Source organism: Actinomadura sp. NPDC048394 (assembly GCF_040651755.1).
Lineage (GTDB): Bacteria > Actinomycetota > Actinomycetes > Streptosporangiales > Streptosporangiaceae > Spirillospora > Spirillospora montaniterrae.
Genome location: NZ_JBEZJL010000010.1, coordinates 1 through 16,310 on the forward strand (window position 1 = coordinate 1; position 16,310 = coordinate 16,310).

Here is a 16,310-nt window from a genome sequence, read left to right on the forward strand (position 1 = left end):
TCACGGCCGCCCTGCGGGGGGGGGGGGCCGCTGGGCGCGGCGCGGGGCGGGGCGGGGGGGGTACATCCGGCGGGGGGCCGCGAAGGTCGGGACGGGGTTAAGTCGACAGGATGGAGACGGCGGCGACGCCCGGCGCGCCGTACAGCTGGGCGAGGCCGACCCGCGGCTCCCCGGCGACCTGCCGCTCGCCCGCCCGGCCGCGCATCTGCAGCACCAGCTCGCGGACCTGCCGCAGGCCGGAGGCGCCGACCGGCTCGCCGTTGGCGATCAGGCCGCCGTCGGTGTTGACCGGGAGCCTGCCGCCCGGCGCGGTGGCGCCCGAGGCGATGAGCGCGTTCTGCTCGCCGTCCCGGCAGAGCCCGACCTCGGCCATGTGGATGACCTCGGCGCCGGCGTCGGTGTCCTGGAGCTGGGCGATCTGGACGTCCTCCGGGCCGATGCCGGCCGCCTCGTACGCGGCCTCGGCGGCGTCGACGGTCGGCGCCGGGACGTGGTCGGCCGCCACCGAGGCGGAGGGCGTGTGCACCTCGAACGCGCCGAACCGCCGGGTGCGGGTGACGACGCTGCGCAGGTAGATCGGCTTGTCGGTGTAGCGGTGCGCCACGTCCGCGCTGCAGACCACCAGCGCCGCCGCGCCCTCGTTGGGGCTGCAGAACATGTACTGGGTCAGCGGGTAGTTCAGCATCCGCGATCCGAGGATCTGCTCCGGCGACAGCGGCTTGCGCCGGTGCGCGTTGGGGTTCAGCTCGCCGTTGCGGTAGTTCTTCGCGGCGACCTCGGCGAGGGTCCGGTGCGTGATGCCGTGGTCGTGCATGTAGCGGTTGATCTTCATGCCGAAGAACTTGGTGGTGAGGAACAGGCCCATCTCCCCGTACCACGACGGGCAGCCGTACTCGCGCGGGTCGGCGGTGAACGCGCCCGACTCGTGCTTGTCCATGCCCAGGACGAGGCCGATCTCGTGCTGCCCGAGACGGATCGTCTGCGCGGCCAGGGCCAGCGCGCTGCCGGCGGTCGCGCAGCCGTTGTAGACGTTGGTGAACTGCACGCCGGTCAGCCCGAGCTCGGCGACGACGGCGTCCGGCTGGTCGACCTCGTAGCTGCCGCCGACCGCGAACTGCACGTCCGTCCACTTCAGGCCCGCGTCGGCGAGGGCGTCGCGGGCCGCCTCGGCGCCCATCGCCAGGGCCGGCTTGCCGGGGAAGCGGCCGAACCGGTGGATCCCCGCTCCGATGATCGCGACGTCAGGCATGCTCGGCCCCTTCCGGACTGAACGCGAAGGTGATGATCTCCCGGCCGTCCTCGTCGGTCCGGAACGGCAGCGTGACCAGCCGCATCGGCATGCCGAACTCCAGGTCGTCCTGCGCGCAGCCGGTGAGGAGGGTCTCGACGCGCAGCTCGCCGGGCAGCTCGACCACGCCCACCAGCCAGGGCTCGAACGGGTCGGTGCCGGCGAACTCGCCGCGGAACGGCGCCTTGGGCGGGAAGCCCTGGGACGTCCACGTCCACAGCGTTCCCGAACGGCTCAGCAGCGCGCGCTCCACGGCGGCCGCGCCGCACCGCGCGCAGCCGGCGCGCAGCGGGAACACGTGCGTCCCGCACTCCGCGCACCTGCCGCCGATCAGCCGGGGCTCGTCGGCGGGCCAGGTGAACAGGTCGTCGGCGATGGGGACCGGTGCCATCTCATCTCCTTGCCTCCCCGCGCGCCGCGCGTCCGGGGCTCGCGTGCCCGGTCATCCTATACTGACGTCGACGTCAAATAAAGGTCGAGGTGCCTGATGCCCCGCCGCATGCACGCGGCGCTCGAGACTCTTGACATTATCGACGTCGAAGTCATAACTAGCCTCATACGAGCGAAAGGACGGGACGTGCCATGTCGAACGGTGACGGGGTCCTCGCCGCGGTGACCAGGCTGCAGGCCGACTACGCGCGGTACGTCGACGGAGGCCAGGCGATGGCGTGGAGCGCGCTCTACGGCTCGCGCGGCGTGCTGACACTCTCCGACGGCCGGGAGGTCGGCGGCGCGGACGACCTGGCCGCGTTCGCTGCGCGGGCGCCGCAGGGCGTCCACCTCCAGGGCGTGCCCAGCATCGAGGAGCGCGACGACGGCGACATCGAGTCGGTGGCGCCCTTCCTGTTCGTCAACGCCGAGAACGGCTCCATGATCGCCGGCACTTACCGCGACCGCATGACCTGGGAGGACGGCCGCCTGGTGTTCGCGAAGCGGCACATCGACATGAAGCGGTCCCTGTAGCGCGGGTACGGCATCATGGTTCCGACGTCGAGTTCATCGTTTTGGAGGACCGGGATGGATCCAGAGCCTCGTTCCGCGAAGGGCCGCCGGACGCGGGCGCGCCTGGTCGAGGCGGGCAAGACCGTGTTCGAGCGCGACGGCTTCCTCCAGGCGCGGATCACCGACATCGCCACCGAGGCCGGCGTCTCGCACGGGTCGTTCTACCACTACTTCGACTCCAAGGAATCGCTCTTCCGGGAGATCGCCGAGGAGGTCGAGGTCCGCCTGGTCTCGATGGACGACATCCCGCAGGCCGACGACGCCGGCCCGATCGAGCGCATCCGCGCCGCCAACAAGGCCTACCTGTCCGCGTACCGGAAGGAGGCCCCGATCATGCGGGTGATCGAGGAGGTCAGCCGGTACGACGAGGACGTCCGCAAGGTGCGGTCCAAGCGCGACGACTACCTGGCGGCCCGCCTGGAGTCGGCGATCAAGCGGCTGCAGGCGGACGGGCTGGCGGACAAGCGGATCGACGAGCGGTACGCCGCCACGGCGCTCGGCGGCATGGTCGCCAAGTTCGCCGAGATGATGTTCATCGGTGGCGCGCGCTTCGCCATGAACGAGGCGGTCGAGCAGCTCACGCTGCTGTGGGCCAACGCGCTCGGCCTCAGCCCGGACGCCGACAGCAGGCCCCGCCCCAGGAGCGGGAAGCCCGCCAAGGCCGCGAAGGCCTGACCGCTCCCGCTCCCGGCATCGCTCCCACTCCCGGCATCATTGCCGCTCCCGAGGGGGAGCGGGCTGTCAGTCCCGCACCCGCTCGAACACCGCGGCGATGCCCTGGCCGCCGCCGATGCAGAGGGTCTCCAGGCCGTACCGCGCGTCGCGGCGCTCCATCTCGCGCAGGAGCGTCGCCACGATCCGGGCGCCGGTCGCGCCGACCGGATGGCCGAGCGAGATGCCCGAGCCGTTGACGTTGAGCCGCTCGAAGTCGGCCGGGGCGAAGTCCCACTCCCGCGTCACCGCAAGGGCCTGCGCCGCGAACGCCTCGTTCAGCTCGATGAGGTCCATGTCGGCCAGCGTGAGGCCCGCCGCGTCGAGGGCCCTGCGCGTCGCCGGCACCGGCCCGATGCCCATGAGGTGGGGCGGGACCCCTGCCGTCGCGGTCGACACCACGCGCGCGAGCGGCCGCAGCCCGTGCTCGGCCGCGAACTCGGGGGTCGTGACCAGGCAGGCGGCGGCGCCGTCGTTCTGCCCGCTGGCGTTGCCCGCCGTGACCGTCGCCTCGGCGTCGTCCCTCCCCATGACGGGGCGCAGGGCGGCCAGCTTCTCGAGGGAGACGTCGCGGCGCGGGTGCTCGTCGGTGTCGACGACCGTGTCCCCCTTCCCGCCGCTCACCGTGACCGGGACGATCTCCTCGGCGAACGCGCCGCGGTCCTGGGCGTCCAGCGCCCGGCGGTGCGATTCGCAGGCCAACCTGTCCTGCTCCTCGCGGCCGATCTTGTACTCGCGGCGCAGGTTCTCGGCCGTCTCCAGCATCCCGCCGGGGACGGGGTGATTCCGGCCGCCCGCGGTCGTCCGCCCGCGCGTCAGGGTGTCGGTCAGCGTGATGTCCCCGGCCCGCGACCCCCAGCGCGCCGTCAGCGAGTAGTGCGGGGCCTGCGACATGTTCTCGGCGCCGCCCGCGATGATCGCCTGGGCCGCGCCGGAGCGCACCATCGCCGCCGCGTACACCACGGCCTGCAGGCCGGACCCGCAGCGCCGGTCGATCTGGACGCCGGACACGGTCGCCGGCAGGCCCGCGTCGAGCGCGATGACCCGCCCGATCGCGGGTGCCTCGGCGGTGCCGTAGCAGTGCCCGAACACGACGTCGTCGACGAGCGTGCCGTCCAGCCCGCTCCGCTCGATCAGCGCCCGGACCACCGCCACACCCAGGTCCTGGACGGGGACCGTCCGCAGGGCGCCGCCGAACCGGCCTATCGGGGTCCGCAGCGGCTGGCAGATCACGGCCTCGTTCATGACTCTCCTGACTGGTCGTGGGCCGGCCGCGGTCGCACCGCGCCGGCCCTGCGGAGTTCGTCCTGCGCTTCGGGGGTGAAGCCCAGGTCGGTGAGGATCGCGGCGGTGTGCTCGCCGAGGGCGGGGACGTCCTCCAGCGGCGTGGTCCACGCGGGGGTGATGACGGGCGGGAGCAGGGACGCCAGCGGCCCCACCGGCGACCCGACCTCGCGCCAGCGGCCGCGCGCGGTGAGCTGCGGGTGGTCGACGACCTCGGTGACCCGGTTGAACTCGGCGTTCCCGATGCCGGCCGCGTCGGCGCGCGCGCAGATCTCGGCGAGGTCGAGGGTGGACGCCCAGGCGCCGACGGCCTCGTCGAGCCTGCCGCGCTGCGCGCAGCGCTGCGGGGTGGTGGCGAGGGACGGGTCGTCGGCGAGGTCCGGGCGGCCGATGAGGTCGCGGGCCAGGCGCTGCCATTCCGCGTCGTTGGTGGTCCCGAGGACGACGGTGCGCCCGTCCTTGGTCGGGTAGGCGTTGTACGGAGCGACGATGGGGGAGGACATGCCGATCGGCGCCCGCTCCTCGCCGGTGTAGCGGGCGTACAGCAGGGCGAACCCGAGGAAGTCGGCCGCGGTGTCGAACATGCTCACCTGCAGGGCGGCGCCGGCGCCCGTGCGGGCGCGCGCGAGCAGCGCGGCCATGATGCCGGCCGCGGCCTGCATCGCGGTTCCGATGTCGGCGATGGGGATGCCCGGCTTGGCGGGCGCGTCGGCCTGGCCGGTCGCGGCGCACGAGCCGCTCTCGGCCTGGACGAGCAGGTCGTAGGCGCGGCGGTGGTCGAGCGGCCCGCCGGTGCCGTAGCCGGAGATGTCGACGGCCACCAGCGACGGGTACCGCGCGACGAGCGTCGCCGCGTCCAGCCCGAGCCGGCGGGCGGAGCCGGGCGCGAGGTTCTGCACGACGACGTCGGCGCGTTCGAGCAGCCGGTCGAGGACGGGCCTGGCCTCAGGGCGCTTGCAGTCCAGTGCCAGGGACCGCTTGTTGCGGTTCAGCCAGACGAAGTAGGTCGCCATGCCGTCGGCGGCGTCGTCGAACCACCGGGTGAGGTCGCCCGTGCGCGGGTGCTCGACCTTGACGACGTCCGCGCCGAGGTCGGCGAGCATGCGCGTGCAGTAGGGCGCCGACACCGCCTGCTCGAAGCTCACCACGACCGTGCCGGCGAGAGGCAGGGCCGGCGGCGGGGGCTGGGTGGCTGGCCTGTCGGGCATGGAGCTCCTCCGTCGGTGGTGCGGTCGCCCGGTCCGGGTCCGGCCGCGTCCGGTCAGTCTAACTTTGACGTCGATGTCGATCTACTCCGCGCCGTCCGCGGTGTCCGGGCGGGCGGCCCATTGACCCCGGCGACGGCGCCATTATAATTTCGACGTCTATGTCAAATCATTTGGGCGAGGCCCTGCCGACGGGCACCGCGCACCTGCTCGCCGCGCGGGCCGGCGGCGTGCTGACGCTCACGCTGAACCGTCCGGAGGTCCGCAACGCGTTCTCGCGGGAGATGCTCGACGGCCTCGCCGCGATGCTGGACTTCGCCGCCGCTTCGGACGACGTCCGCGCCGTGGTGATCGCCGGGGCCGGCGGCGCCTTCTGTGCGGGCGGCGACCTCGCCAAGCTCGCGGCGGGGGAGAGCATCTTCGGCCCCGCCGCCGACCCGGGCGAGCGGCTGGGCGCCCAGAAGGCGCTGCAGCGCGCGACGGTCGTCCGGCTCCGGGAGCTGGCGAAGCCGTCCGTCGCGCTCGTCGAGGGCGCGGCCGTCGGCGCCGGACTCGGCCTCGCGCTCGCCTGCGACCTGCGCTACGCCGGCGCCTCCGCGACGCTGCGCACGGGCTTCGGCAGGATCGGGCTGGCCGGCGACTTCGGCTGCACCTGGCAGCTGACCCGCCTGCTCGGCGCCTCGCGGGCACTGGAACTGCTCTACCTCTCGCCGCCGCTGAGCGCCGCCCGCGCGCAGGAGCTCGGCCTCGTCAACGAGGCCGTCCCCGACGACGAGCTGGCCGATCACGTCTCCAGGACGGCCGCACGGCTGGCCGCCCTCTCACCGGACGCGGTCCGGGCCATGAAGGAGCACGTGGCCCGCGCCCACGACCACGACCTCGCGGACTGCGCGGACGCGGAGGCCGCATGGCACGTCCGGCTCCTGGAGTCCGCCGCCCACCGCGACGCCGTCCGCGCGATCGCGCACGGCCGCCCCCGCGCCGCGCGCACCTCCTCCGACCCCCAGAACTCAGGAGCGAAACGACCATGACGAACCTCGACGGCCGCGTCGCGCTGGTGACCGGCGCGGCCCGCGGCATCGGAGCGGAGATCGCCCGGACCTACGCCCGTGCCGGAGCCCGCGTCGGCGTCCTCGACCTCAAGGAGGTCCTGACCGGGGACACCGTCTCCGCGATCAGAAACGCGGGCGGGCAGGCCGTCGGCCTCGGCGCGGACGTCTCCGACGCCGAGCAGGTCGACCGGGCCGTGCGGCGGCTCGCCGACGAGTTCGGCGGCCTCGACATCGTGGTCAACAACGCGGGCGTCACCCGCGACAACCTGCTGTTCAAGATGACCGAGGACGACTGGGACACCGTGGTGGCCGTGCACATGCGCGGGGTGTTCCTGGTGACCCGGGCCGCGCAGCGGATCATGGTCGAGCGGCGCTACGGGCGCGTGATCAACATCTCCTCGACCTCCGCGCTGGGCAACCGGGGCCAGGCGAACTACTCCGCGGCCAAGGCGGGGATCCAGGGCTTCACGCGGACGACCGCGATCGAGCTCGGCCCGTTCGGCATCACCGTCAACTCGATCGGGCCCGGCTACGTCGACACGGAGATGACCCGGGCGACCGCCGAGCGGCTCGGCGTCGCGGTGGACCAGCGGCTGGCGGAGGTGGCGGCGACCCTGCCGATGCGGCGCGTCGGCAAGCCCGCCGACATCGCGAACGCCGCCCTGTTCCTCGCCTCCGAGGACTCCGGGTTCGTGACCGGCCAGGTCCTCTACGTCGACGGCGGGCGCTCGGTGCGCTGAGGTGGAAGAACCGATCGAGGAGTTCGCATGAGCCAGGACACCGCCCCCGACGCCACGACCACCGAGGAAGCGCTCACCGACGACGAACTGCGCGCGGCCGTCCGTGAGGTCGCCGAGCGGTTCGACGACGCGTACTGGGCCGAGGTCGATCAGGAGACCAGGTTCCCCTGGGAGTTCTACAAGGCGTTCGCCGAGGCCGGCTGGCTCGGCATCGCCATACCCCGCAAGTACGGCGGCGCGGGCATGGGCATCTCGGCGGCCTCGTCGATGATGTACGAGATCGCCGCGTCCGGGGCGGGCATGAACGGCTGCAGCCCGTTCCACCTCACGATCTTCGGCCTCAACCTGGTCGCGCGGCACGGCGGCGACCGGCTGTGCCGCGAGCTGCTCCCCGACGCCGCGACCGGCGATCTGCACGTCTGCTTCGCCATCACCGAACCGGACGCCGGGTCCGACACCAGCCGCATCCGAACCTTCGCCCGCCGGGACGGCTCCGACTACGTGATCAACGGCCGGAAGGTCTGGATCACCAAGGCGGCGCAGTCGCAGAAGGCCGTGCTGCTGGCGCGCACGAGCGAGCCGCGCGAGGGCAAGCGGCGGACCGACGGGCTGTCGATGTTCGTCGTCGACCTGACCGGCGGCGAGGTGGAGATGCGGGCGATCCCGAAGATGGGCCGCAACGCGGTCTCCTCCTACGAGCTGTTCATGGACGACTTCCGCGTCCCCGGATCGGCGCTGGTCGGGGAGGAGGGGCGCGGGTTCACCTACCTGCTGGACGGCATCAACCCCGAGCGGATCCTGCTCGCGCACGAGTCGCTCGGCATCGGGCGGGCGGCGCTGCGCCGGGCGGTGCGGTACGCGGGGGAGCGGGTGGTGTTCGGCCGCCCGATCGGCCAGAACCAGGGGATCGCGTTCCCGCTCGCCGAGGCGTCGATGCGCCTGGACGCGGCGGAGCTGGCGGCGCGGCACGCCGCCGCCCGCTACGACGCCGGCGAACCGTGCGGCAAGGAGGCGAACACGGCGAAGTACCTGTGCGCCGACGCGGCGTTCGCCGCCGCCGACGCGGCCGTCCAGACGCACGGCGGTTTCGGGTACGCACGCGAGTACCACGTCGAGCGCTACTTCCGGGAGTCCCGCCTGATGCGGATCGCCCCGGTCAGCCAGGAGATGGTGCTCAACTACATCAGCGAGCACGTCCTCGGCCTGCCCAAGTCCTACTGAGCGAACTACCGGGCGCGAGAGGGAGGACGCATGCGCATCGCCGTTCATTCGGGGCTCACCATGCGCGGGACGATCGAGGGCGTCGTCGGCGAGGTCCGCAGGGTCGCGGAGTTCGGCCTCGCCGGCTACTGGGCGCCGATGCTCACCGGGCACGACACGCTCACCGCGTTCGCGGTCGCGGGCCGCGAGGTGCCGGGCGTGGAGCTGGGGACGGCGGTGGTTCCCATGCCCCTGCGTCCGCCGTTCGCGCTCGCCCAGCAGGTGGCGACCGTCCAGGAAGTGCTGAAGGGCCGGCTGGCGCTCGGCGTGGGCCCGTCGCACGAGGCGCTGGTCAGGGACGCGTTCGGGCTGGAGTGGACGCCGCCGATCGCGGCGACGCGCTGGTACGTCGAGCAGCTGTCGGCCGTCATGGCCGGCCGGGACGGCCGCGGCGTCGCCGTCGCCGGAGACCCGACGCCGATCCTGCTGGGCGCCGTCAACCCGGCGATGGCCGCGCTCGCGGCGGAGGTGGCGGCGGGCGTGGTCACCTGGTCCGCAGGGCCACGGACGATCGCCGAGGTGATCCGGCCCGCGCTGCGCGCACGGTCGGACGGCTCGCCGTTCCGGGTCGTGGCCGCCCTCCCGGTCGCCGTGACCGGCGACGTCGCGGGCACGCGCGAGCACATCGACCGCAGGCTGGGCGCCAACGACCGCTTCCCCTCCTACCGCAAGGTGCTGCGCCGCGAGGGCGTGGACGGGGTGGCGGCCCTCGCGATCGTCGGCTCGCCCGACGAGGTCGGCCGGCACCTCGACGCGTTCGCCGAGAGCGGCGTCACCGACTTCGCGGCGCACGTGCTCGCCGCGAGCGAGGCGGACGCCGAGCGCACGTGGGAGTTCCTCGCCGCCCGGGCCGCGGCGCGGCAACAGTATTGACGTTGACGTCGAAATATACTTCGATGGCGGCGAGGGCGGCGGGCGGTGCCCCGCCGCCGTCAGGCCTCCCGGAAGGCGGTGCGGTGACCACAGGCTCTGTTGTCGACGGCTGGGGCGTGCGGACGGTCCCCGCCGAGCTGGCCCGGCGCTACCGCGCGGAAGGGTGGTGGACGGACGGCTCGCTCGGCTCGATGGTGGCCGAGGGGCTCGGCCGGGCTCCCGGGCTGCCGTTCCGGGTGCGGTCCAGGGTCCGGCCCTGGAACGGCACGTTCGCCGAGGTGGACCGTGCCAGCCGCTCCTTCGCCCGCGCCCTGCTGGACTGGGGCGTCGGCCCGGGCTCGGTCGTCGTGGTGCAGATGCCGAACTGGGTCGAGGCCGCCGTCACGTTCTGGGCCGCCGCGTACGTCGGGGCGATCGTGGTCCCGGTGGTGCACTTCTACGGGCCGAGGGAGGTCGGCCACATCCTCGACGAGACCCGTCCCGCGGTGATCGTCACGCCCGACCGCTTCGGCCGCACCGATCACCTGGAGCAGTACGCGGAGCTGCTCGCCGGACGGGACGAGGAGCCGCTGTGGCTGGTGGTGGGCGACCGTCCCGAGGCGGAGCTGCCAGCGGCGGCCACGCCGTTCCACCTGATGCTGCGGGCGCGCCCGATCGAGGAGCCGGAGCGGGTCGAGCCGGAGACGCCGGCGATCGTGGGCTTCACGTCCGGGACGACCCTCGATCCGAAGGGGGTCGTGCACAGCCACCAGACGATCGCCTGGGAGGCGCGCCAGTGCGACCGCTTCTACGCCAGGGGCGGGCCGCCGACGCTGGTCGGCACCCCGGTCGGCCACTTCATGGGCATGATCAACGCGTTCCTGGTGCCGCTGCTGCGGTCCGAGCCGGTGCATCTGATCGACGTGTGGGAACCGGCCGAGGTGCTGGCGGCGATGGCGGAGGAGCGCATCGGCGTCGCCGGCGGCCCGCCCTACTTCCTGACGAGCCTGCTGGACCACCCCGGCTTCACGCCCGAGCACCTCGCGCTGATCCCGCACATGGGCCTCGGCGGCGCGCCGGTGCCGGACGCCTTCACCGAGCGCGCCACGCGGGAGGGCATCGCGGTCTACCGCTCGTACGGGAGCACCGAGCACCCCTCGGTCACAGCGAGCCTGCTGACCGACCCGCCGGACAAGCGGCTGCGCACCGACGGCCGCGCGCTGCCGGGCGCGGAGTTCCGCCTGGACGACGACGGCGAGATCCTCACCCGCGGCGCCGACTGCTTCATCGGCTACACCGACCCCGCGCTCACCGCCCGCGCGTTCGACGCCGGCGGCTGGTACCGCACCGGCGACATGGGCGAGGTCGACGCCGACGGCTACCTCACGATCACCGACCGGGTCGCCGACGTCATCATCCGCGGGGGCGAGAACATCAGCGCCCAGGAGGTCGAGTCGCTGCTGCTCACGCTGGAGCGGATCGCCGAGGTCAGCGTCGTCGCCGAACCGGACGCCCGGCTGGGCGAGCACGCCACCGCGGTGATCCGCCCGCGCGACCCGGCGATCCCGGTGTCGCTGGACGACGTCCGGGCCCATCTCGCCGCGGCCGGGCTCGCCCGGCAGAAGTGGCCGGAGTCGGTGCACCTCGTCGCGGACTTCCCGCGCACGGCCACCGGCAAGATCCAGAAGTTCCGCCTGCGCGAGCAGGTGCGCGCCGGGTCGTTGCGGGACGCCCTGTAAGGCAGGCCGCGGCGTCCGGCGCGCGCTGGACGCCTTAGGAGGAGGGAGAAGCCCGATGGAGCCGTCGGGTTACACCGACCGGCCGGACTACCGCGTGGACGTGCGCCGCAAGCGCAACCTCGTCCAGGTGACCCATGAGGGCGTGCTCCTGGCCGAGACGACCCGCGCGCTCGTCGTCGACGAGCAGGACCACGGGCTCGTCATCTACATCCCCCGGGCGGACGTGCGGACCGAGCACCTCGCGCCGTCGGAGGAGACGTCGCGGTGCCCGTTCAAGGGGCGGGCGAAGTACTGGCGGCTGCGGGACGGCGACGGCCCGATCGCCTGGGAGTACCCGGAGCCGTACACCGAGGTCGCGATCCTCCGCGACCACATCGCGTTCTACCAGGACGCGGCCGTCGTCCGCATCGGCGCCGCCACCCCCGTCACGTCCGCGCCCCACCCCGGCGCCGGCCGCCATGGGTGAAGCGGAGAGAGGCTGGGACCAGGACGAGTTGCTCCGGCTGATGGACGTCCAGCCGGCCGGGCCCGGCCGGTACGCGGCACCCGCCCACGGGACCACCGCCCGCAACGTCGTCGAGGCCGGGCAGCTCCTGGCGGACGCCGTCGTCGCGGCGTCGAAGGAGATCCCCGGTCAGCGGGTCCTGTCGGCGTCCATGGTCTTCTCGCGGATCGTCCGCCACGACGCGGGGCTCGAAGTCGAGCTGGAGGTCCCGCACAGCGGCCGGACCTACTCCACCGTCCAGGCGCGGGTGCTCCAGGACGGCTCCCCGCGCTGCGCCGGGCTGATCCTCATGGGAGCCGACTGCGGCGACTTCCTCGGCTCCGCCGCGCCGATGCCCGGCGTGCGCCTGCCGCGGCGTCCCTTCGAGCGGCCCGGGATGGACGTGGGAGGCCGTGAGATCCGCGTCGTCGACGACGCCTACGACCTGGACCCGCGGCGCGTCGGGCCGCCCGAGATGTACGTGTGGACGCGCTTCGCCGACGCGCCGCCGGCCGCGCACCTGCACGCCGCGCTGATGACGCAGTCGGTCACGCACTGGACGATCGCCGCGGCGCTGCGCCCGCACGCCGGCTACAGCGAGGCCATGGCGCACGAGACGATCTCGACCGGCATCTCCCACGCGACGATCGCCTACCACGACGACGCCGACGTCACGCAATGGCTGCTGTACGCCACCCGGGTCGTCTACACGGGCCGCGGAACCGCGCAGAGCGAGGGCCGCGTCCACGCCGAGGACGGGCGCCTGGTCGCCTCCTACTCCGTGCAGGGGATGATCCGGCCCTTCGCCCGAGGGCCTTCGCCGGACCCCGCCACGGTGCTGTGACGGCCGCCCATCGCATTGATTTTGACATCGACGTCGATATAATTCCGTTGCCCGCCGAGGGGACCCGAGAGGTGACTTCCATGCCGTCACGCGCGCTGCCGTATCCGCTGTTCGACGCGGACAACCACCTGTACGAGACCGAGGACGCCTTCACCCGGTACCTCCCGGAGGAGTACCGGGGCGCCATCGAGTACGTCCGGGTGCGGGGCCGGACGAAGATCGCGATCCAGGGCCGGATCAGCGAGTACATCCCCAACCCGACCTTCGAGAAGGTCGCCCGCCCCGGCGCGCAGGAGGACTACTTCAAGCACGGGAACCCCGAGGGCAGGTCGTACCGGGAGATCGTCGGCCGGCCGATCGAGTCGATCCCGGCGTTCCGGGAGCCGGGCCCGCGGCTGGAGCTGATGGACGAGCAGGGCGTGCAGCGCTCGCTGATGTTCCCGACGCTGGCGAGCCTGCTGGAAGAGCGGATGCGGGACGACCCCGAGCTGACCCACGCGGCGGTCCACGCGCTGAACCGGTGGCTGGACGAGGTGTGGTCGTTCAACTACCGGGACCGGATCTTCACCGCCCCGGTGATCACGCTGCCGATCGTCGAGGAGGCGGTCCGGGAGCTGGAGTGGTGCCTGGAGCGCGGCGCGCGCGTGGTGCTGGTCCGCCCGGCGCCCGCGCACGGCGTCCGCGGTCCCCGCTCCATCGCGCTGCCGGAGTTCGACCCGTTCTGGAAGCTGGTGCAGGAGAGCGGCACACTGGTGGCGTTCCACTCCTCCGACAGCGGCTACCAGCGGTACGCCGCCGACTGGGAGGGCAGGCAGCGCGAGTACCTGCCGTTCACGCTGCAGCCGTTCCGCGAGATCGGGCAATGGCGGGCCATCGAGGACACCGTCGCGTCGCTGATCTGCCACGGCTGCCTGACCCGCTTCCCCGACCTGAAGATCGCCACGATCGAGACCGGGTCGTCCTGGGTGGCGCCGCTGCTGGACAAGCTCGCGGTCACCTACAAGAAGATGCCGCAGGGCTTCGGCGAGGACCCGGTCGAGCAGATGCGCCGGCTGGTCCACGTGAGCCCGTTCATCGAGGACGACATGGCCGCGCTGGCCGGCGTCCTCGGCATCGACCGGGTGCTGTTCGGCTCGGACTTCCCGCACCCCGAGGGCAAGGCCGACCCGATCACCTACGTCGACGACCTGGCCGCCCTCCCCGGCGACGCCCAGGCGAAGATCATGGGCGGGAACCTCTCCCGCCTCATCCCGGTGTGACCGGGCCGCAGGAGTCCGCCGCGACGACCGGCCGCGCCCTCGCCGGCCTCTACCTCCCGCAGGTCCGGATGGACTTCGCCGCCATCGAGCGCCGCGCCCGGGCGGCGGAGGAGGCGGGCTTCCATTCGGCCTGGTTCATCGACCACCTCGCGCCTCCCGCGGACCGCGGGCTCGACATGCTCGACGCATGGACCGTCGCTACGGCGCTGGCCATGCGCACCGAGCGGCTGCACGTCGGGCACCTCGTCCTGTGCGCGGAGTTCCGCCATCCGTCGGTGCTGGCGAAGATGGCGGCGAGCCTGGACGTCATCTCCGGCGGGCGGCTGGAACTCGGCCTGGGCTGGGGATCGGTCGCCCAGGAGCTCACCGACTACGGCTTCACCGACCCCGGCCCGGCGGCCCGCGCCGGACGGCTCGCCGAGACCATCGACCTGCTCCGTCTGCTGTGGGGCGGCGAGCCGGTCGACTTCGACGGCGCCCACTGGACGCTCCGGGACGCCGTCTGCCGCCCCCGCCCCGTCGGGGGGAGCGTGCCGATCCACATCGGCGGCTCCGGCTCGCGGTTCACGATGCCGCTCGTCGCCGGACGGGCCGACTGGTGGAACTGCCCGGCGGGCGCGACGGACCGGCTCGCCGAACTCCGCCCGTCGGCGGGCACGGCGCGGGTCTCCGTGCAGCACCCCATCGGCCTCGCGGCGTCGTCGGCGACGCGGGAAGAGGTCTTCGCGACCGTCCACCGGCGCTTCGGCGTATGGGGCGGGGTCATCGCCGGGACGCCCGACGAGGTCACGGCGGCGCTGTCGCGCGAACGCGAAGCCGGCGCCGACCTCTTCATCTGCCAGTTCCACGACTTCGGCGCCCCGGAGACGATCCGGCTGTTCGCCGAGGAGGTCCTTCCGGCGCTCTCATGACCCCATCGCACCGAACCCGCAGCTCCGGGCCCGCCGCCGGTGCCCGCCGAGGGCCCGCCCGGGACCTGCTCGCCGAACTGGGCCTCGCCACCCGGCGGGACGGCGACGGCCTGCGCGGCACGGCCTCGGTCACCGCCGCGATGCACGTCCCCGGCGCCGGCCGCCTCCGGACGTCCGTCCTGGCCGCCTGGGCCGACACGCTCACCGGCCTGCTGGCCACCCAGGCCACGGCGCCCCGCGTGCCGGTGACCCTGGAACTCGACGTCCAGCTGTACGGCCCGGCTCCCGCGAGCGGGACCGTCGACGCGACCGCCAAAGTCGTGAAGGCCGGCCGGTCGGTGTTCGTGGCGAGCGTCGGGTTCACGACGGCCGGCGGGGAGCCGCTGGCGGTGGCGCACGCCTCGTTCATGACGGCGCCCGATCCCGGCATCACGCTCCCGCCCGCGTTCGACGTCGAGCTTCCCCGTCTGCGGAAACGGCTGTCCAGGCCGCTCGCCGAACGCGCGGGCTGCGAGCGCCGCGGGCCTGGCCGGGCCGTCCTGCCGCGCTCGGACGACGGGCTCAACATCTCCGGAACCGTCAACGGCGGGCTCATCGCGCTGGTCGCGGAAGAGGCGGCCCTGTCTCTGGCGCCGGGCGACGCCCTGTGCTCGCTCGGCCTGCGCTACCTCCAGCCCGCGCGGACGGGACCGGTCGTCGCCACCGCCCGGATGCGGGACGGCCTCGCGCAGGTCGAGCTGCGCGACTCCGGCAACGGCGACCGCCTCACCGGCATCGCCACCGCACGGACGTTCGGCACCGCCGGGGCCTTCGGCGGCGGGCGCGCCGGGGACCGCTGACGTCCCCGGCCGCCGCGCGCCGCTACCGGCTCTTGAGCTTGTCCTTCATCCCGTCGAGCCGCATGAGGACGGGGAACCCGCCGTCGCTGAGGGCGTTGCCGTGCCCGGTCTGGTGGACGTCGAAGACCGCCTGGATCGCCGCGTAGAAGCCCTGCACGTCGAGGGTCTGGTTGACGGCGCGCTTGGCCTGCCGCAAAGCGAACGGATGCATCTGCGAGATCTGACCGGCCAGCTCCATCGCGGTCGCCTCCAGCTCGTCAAGCGGGACGACCCGGTTCACCATGCCGACCTTCTCCGCCTCGTCCGCGGTGACGGGACGGCCGGTGAACAGGATCTCCTTCGCCTTGCGCGGGCCGAGCTCCCAGGTGTGGCCGTGGTACTCCACGCCGCCGATCCCCATGTGCACCACGGGGTCGGAGAACTGCGCGTTCTCCGCGGCCACGATCAGGTCGCACGGCCAGCAGAGCATGAGGCCGCCCGCGATGCACTTGCCCTGGACCGCCGCGATCGACGGCTTCGGGACGTTGCGCCACCGCAGCGTGTACTCCAGGTACCGGCGCGCCTCGATCCCGTAGATGTGCTCCAGGGTGATCTTGTCCGGGACGGGGCCGCCGCCCTTGATGTCGTGGCCGGACGAGAAGTGCCTGCCGTTGGCCTTCAGCACGATGACCCGGACGCCGTCGTCGCCGGCGGCGCGGCTCCAGGCGGCGTCGAGGGCGTCGAGCAGTTCCATGGTCTGCGCGTTGGCGGCCTCGGGCCGGTTCAGCGTGATGACCGCGACGCGGTCCTTCACGTCGTACAGGATCTGGTCCATCGGATCGTTCCTCTCTGGGGGCGGTC

Annotated in this window: 17 protein-coding genes; 12 read left to right on the forward strand and 5 right to left on the reverse strand. The window is 73.3% G+C overall.

The features are described from left to right. Positions 1-97 precede the first annotated feature (97 nt). Entirely contained in the window at positions 98-1,249 is a 1,152-nt protein-coding gene (locus tag AB0C78_RS08670; protein WP_360743792.1) for a thiolase family protein, read from the reverse strand. Then, positions 1,242-1,679, reverse strand: a complete 438-nt coding sequence (locus tag AB0C78_RS08675) for an OB-fold domain-containing protein (protein WP_360743795.1) — start codon at positions 1,677-1,679, stop codon at positions 1,242-1,244. The genes AB0C78_RS08670 and AB0C78_RS08675 overlap by 8 nt, the downstream gene beginning before the upstream one ends. A gap of 191 nt (positions 1,680-1,870) precedes the next feature. On the opposite strand from AB0C78_RS08675, the gene AB0C78_RS08680 reads away from it, so the two are divergent. Together AB0C78_RS08680 and AB0C78_RS08685 are read left to right on the forward strand one after the other, a co-directional pair. Further along, complete coding sequence (locus tag AB0C78_RS08680; protein ID WP_360743798.1) at positions 1,871-2,251, forward strand: nuclear transport factor 2 family protein; 381 nt, start codon at positions 1,871-1,873, stop codon at positions 2,249-2,251. Positions 2,252-2,305: 54 nt separating this feature from the next. After that, entirely contained in the window at positions 2,306-2,965 is a 660-nt protein-coding gene (locus AB0C78_RS08685; RefSeq protein WP_360743802.1) for a TetR/AcrR family transcriptional regulator, read from the forward strand. Between the two features lie 66 nt (positions 2,966-3,031). Here the strand turns inward: AB0C78_RS08685 and AB0C78_RS08690 are convergent, their stop codons facing one another. Continuing rightward, the gene (locus tag AB0C78_RS08690; protein ID WP_360743805.1) at positions 3,032-4,246 is read right to left on the reverse strand and encodes an acetyl-CoA C-acetyltransferase; all 1,215 of its coding nucleotides are present in this window, start codon (positions 4,244-4,246) and stop codon (positions 3,032-3,034) included. Then, positions 4,243-5,493 carry a CaiB/BaiF CoA-transferase family protein gene (locus AB0C78_RS08695; protein WP_360743808.1) on the reverse strand — a complete coding sequence of 417 codons (1,251 nt, stop codon included), beginning with the start codon at positions 5,491-5,493 and terminating at the stop codon, positions 4,243-4,245. Before AB0C78_RS08695 ends, AB0C78_RS08690 begins: the two co-directional genes overlap by 4 nt. Positions 5,494-5,651: 158 nt before the next feature. Here AB0C78_RS08695 and AB0C78_RS08700 point away from each other — a divergent pair, with 158 nt between their 5' ends. The 10 genes from AB0C78_RS08700 to AB0C78_RS08745 all read left to right on the forward strand — a co-directional run bounded on the left by AB0C78_RS08700 (position 5,652) and on the right by AB0C78_RS08745 (position 15,470). After that, on the forward strand, positions 5,652-6,521 hold the full coding sequence (locus tag AB0C78_RS08700) for an enoyl-CoA hydratase-related protein (protein ID WP_360743811.1): 870 nt from the start codon (positions 5,652-5,654) through the stop codon (positions 6,519-6,521). Next, positions 6,518-7,282, forward strand: a complete 765-nt coding sequence (locus tag AB0C78_RS08705; RefSeq protein WP_360743814.1) for a glucose 1-dehydrogenase — start codon at positions 6,518-6,520, stop codon at positions 7,280-7,282. The genes AB0C78_RS08700 and AB0C78_RS08705 overlap by 4 nt, the downstream gene beginning before the upstream one ends. Before the next feature lie 27 nt (positions 7,283-7,309). After that, positions 7,310-8,503, forward strand: coding sequence for an acyl-CoA dehydrogenase family protein (locus AB0C78_RS08710; protein WP_360743817.1), 1,194 nt, complete (start codon positions 7,310-7,312; stop codon positions 8,501-8,503). 30 nt (positions 8,504-8,533) lie between these two features. Beyond that, positions 8,534-9,415 (forward strand): LLM class flavin-dependent oxidoreductase, encoded by an 882-nt coding sequence (locus tag AB0C78_RS08715; protein ID WP_360743820.1) that lies wholly within the window; start codon positions 8,534-8,536, stop codon positions 9,413-9,415. An 83-nt stretch (positions 9,416-9,498) separates the two neighbouring features. Further along, the gene (locus tag AB0C78_RS08720) at positions 9,499-11,133 is read left to right on the forward strand and encodes an AMP-binding protein (RefSeq protein ID WP_360743823.1); all 1,635 of its coding nucleotides are present in this window, start codon (positions 9,499-9,501) and stop codon (positions 11,131-11,133) included. Positions 11,134-11,188: 55 nt separating this feature from the next. Continuing rightward, a complete protein-coding gene (locus tag AB0C78_RS08725) occupies positions 11,189-11,599 on the forward strand; it encodes a DUF427 domain-containing protein (RefSeq protein WP_360743826.1) in 411 nt (136 codons plus the stop codon). Further along, positions 11,592-12,461: an acyl-CoA thioesterase domain-containing protein gene (locus AB0C78_RS08730; RefSeq protein WP_360743829.1), complete on the forward strand. Its 870-nt coding sequence runs from the start codon at positions 11,592-11,594 to the stop codon at positions 12,459-12,461. The genes AB0C78_RS08725 and AB0C78_RS08730 overlap by 8 nt, the downstream gene beginning before the upstream one ends. Before the next feature lie 80 nt (positions 12,462-12,541). Further along, entirely contained in the window at positions 12,542-13,720 is a 1,179-nt protein-coding gene (locus AB0C78_RS08735; RefSeq protein ID WP_360743832.1) for an amidohydrolase family protein, read from the forward strand. Next, positions 13,717-14,631 carry an LLM class flavin-dependent oxidoreductase gene (locus AB0C78_RS08740; protein WP_360743835.1) on the forward strand — a complete coding sequence of 305 codons (915 nt, stop codon included), beginning with the start codon at positions 13,717-13,719 and terminating at the stop codon, positions 14,629-14,631. Before AB0C78_RS08735 ends, AB0C78_RS08740 begins: the two co-directional genes overlap by 4 nt. After that, positions 14,628-15,470, forward strand: coding sequence for a PaaI family thioesterase (locus AB0C78_RS08745; protein ID WP_360743838.1), 843 nt, complete (start codon positions 14,628-14,630; stop codon positions 15,468-15,470). Before AB0C78_RS08740 ends, AB0C78_RS08745 begins: the two co-directional genes overlap by 4 nt. 22 nt (positions 15,471-15,492) lie before the next feature. Here the strand turns inward: AB0C78_RS08745 and AB0C78_RS08750 are convergent, their stop codons facing one another. Continuing rightward, positions 15,493-16,284, reverse strand: coding sequence for an enoyl-CoA hydratase (locus AB0C78_RS08750; RefSeq protein ID WP_360743841.1), 792 nt, complete (start codon positions 16,282-16,284; stop codon positions 15,493-15,495). Positions 16,285-16,310: the final 26 nt, after the last annotated feature.

What these genes read in the sequence shown, in the direction of transcription:
- AB0C78_RS08670 (WP_360743792.1), bottom strand. Translation starts at nt 1,249, where the DNA reads ATGCCTGACGTCGCGATCATCGGAGCGGGGATCCACCGGTTCGGCCGC.
- AB0C78_RS08675 (WP_360743795.1), bottom strand. Translation starts at nt 1,679, where the DNA reads ATGGCACCGGTCCCCATCGCCGACGACCTGTTCACCTGGCCCGCCGAC.
- AB0C78_RS08680 (WP_360743798.1), top strand. Translation starts at nt 1,871, where the DNA reads ATGTCGAACGGTGACGGGGTCCTCGCCGCGGTGACCAGGCTGCAGGCC.
- AB0C78_RS08685 (WP_360743802.1), top strand. Translation starts at nt 2,306, where the DNA reads ATGGATCCAGAGCCTCGTTCCGCGAAGGGCCGCCGGACGCGGGCGCGC.
- AB0C78_RS08690 (WP_360743805.1), bottom strand. Translation starts at nt 4,246, where the DNA reads ATGAACGAGGCCGTGATCTGCCAGCCGCTGCGGACCCCGATAGGCCGG.
- AB0C78_RS08695 (WP_360743808.1), bottom strand. Translation starts at nt 5,493, where the DNA reads ATGCCCGACAGGCCAGCCACCCAGCCCCCGCCGCCGGCCCTGCCTCTC.
- AB0C78_RS08700 (WP_360743811.1), top strand. Translation starts at nt 5,652, where the DNA reads ATGTCAAATCATTTGGGCGAGGCCCTGCCGACGGGCACCGCGCACCTG.
- AB0C78_RS08705 (WP_360743814.1), top strand. Translation starts at nt 6,518, where the DNA reads ATGACGAACCTCGACGGCCGCGTCGCGCTGGTGACCGGCGCGGCCCGC.
- AB0C78_RS08710 (WP_360743817.1), top strand. Translation starts at nt 7,310, where the DNA reads ATGAGCCAGGACACCGCCCCCGACGCCACGACCACCGAGGAAGCGCTC.
- AB0C78_RS08715 (WP_360743820.1), top strand. Translation starts at nt 8,534, where the DNA reads ATGCGCATCGCCGTTCATTCGGGGCTCACCATGCGCGGGACGATCGAG.
- AB0C78_RS08725 (WP_360743826.1), top strand. Translation starts at nt 11,189, where the DNA reads ATGGAGCCGTCGGGTTACACCGACCGGCCGGACTACCGCGTGGACGTG.
- AB0C78_RS08730 (WP_360743829.1), top strand. Translation starts at nt 11,592, where the DNA reads ATGGGTGAAGCGGAGAGAGGCTGGGACCAGGACGAGTTGCTCCGGCTG.
- AB0C78_RS08735 (WP_360743832.1), top strand. Translation starts at nt 12,542, where the DNA reads ATGCCGTCACGCGCGCTGCCGTATCCGCTGTTCGACGCGGACAACCAC.
- AB0C78_RS08745 (WP_360743838.1), top strand. Translation starts at nt 14,628, where the DNA reads ATGACCCCATCGCACCGAACCCGCAGCTCCGGGCCCGCCGCCGGTGCC.
- AB0C78_RS08750 (WP_360743841.1), bottom strand. Translation starts at nt 16,284, where the DNA reads ATGGACCAGATCCTGTACGACGTGAAGGACCGCGTCGCGGTCATCACG.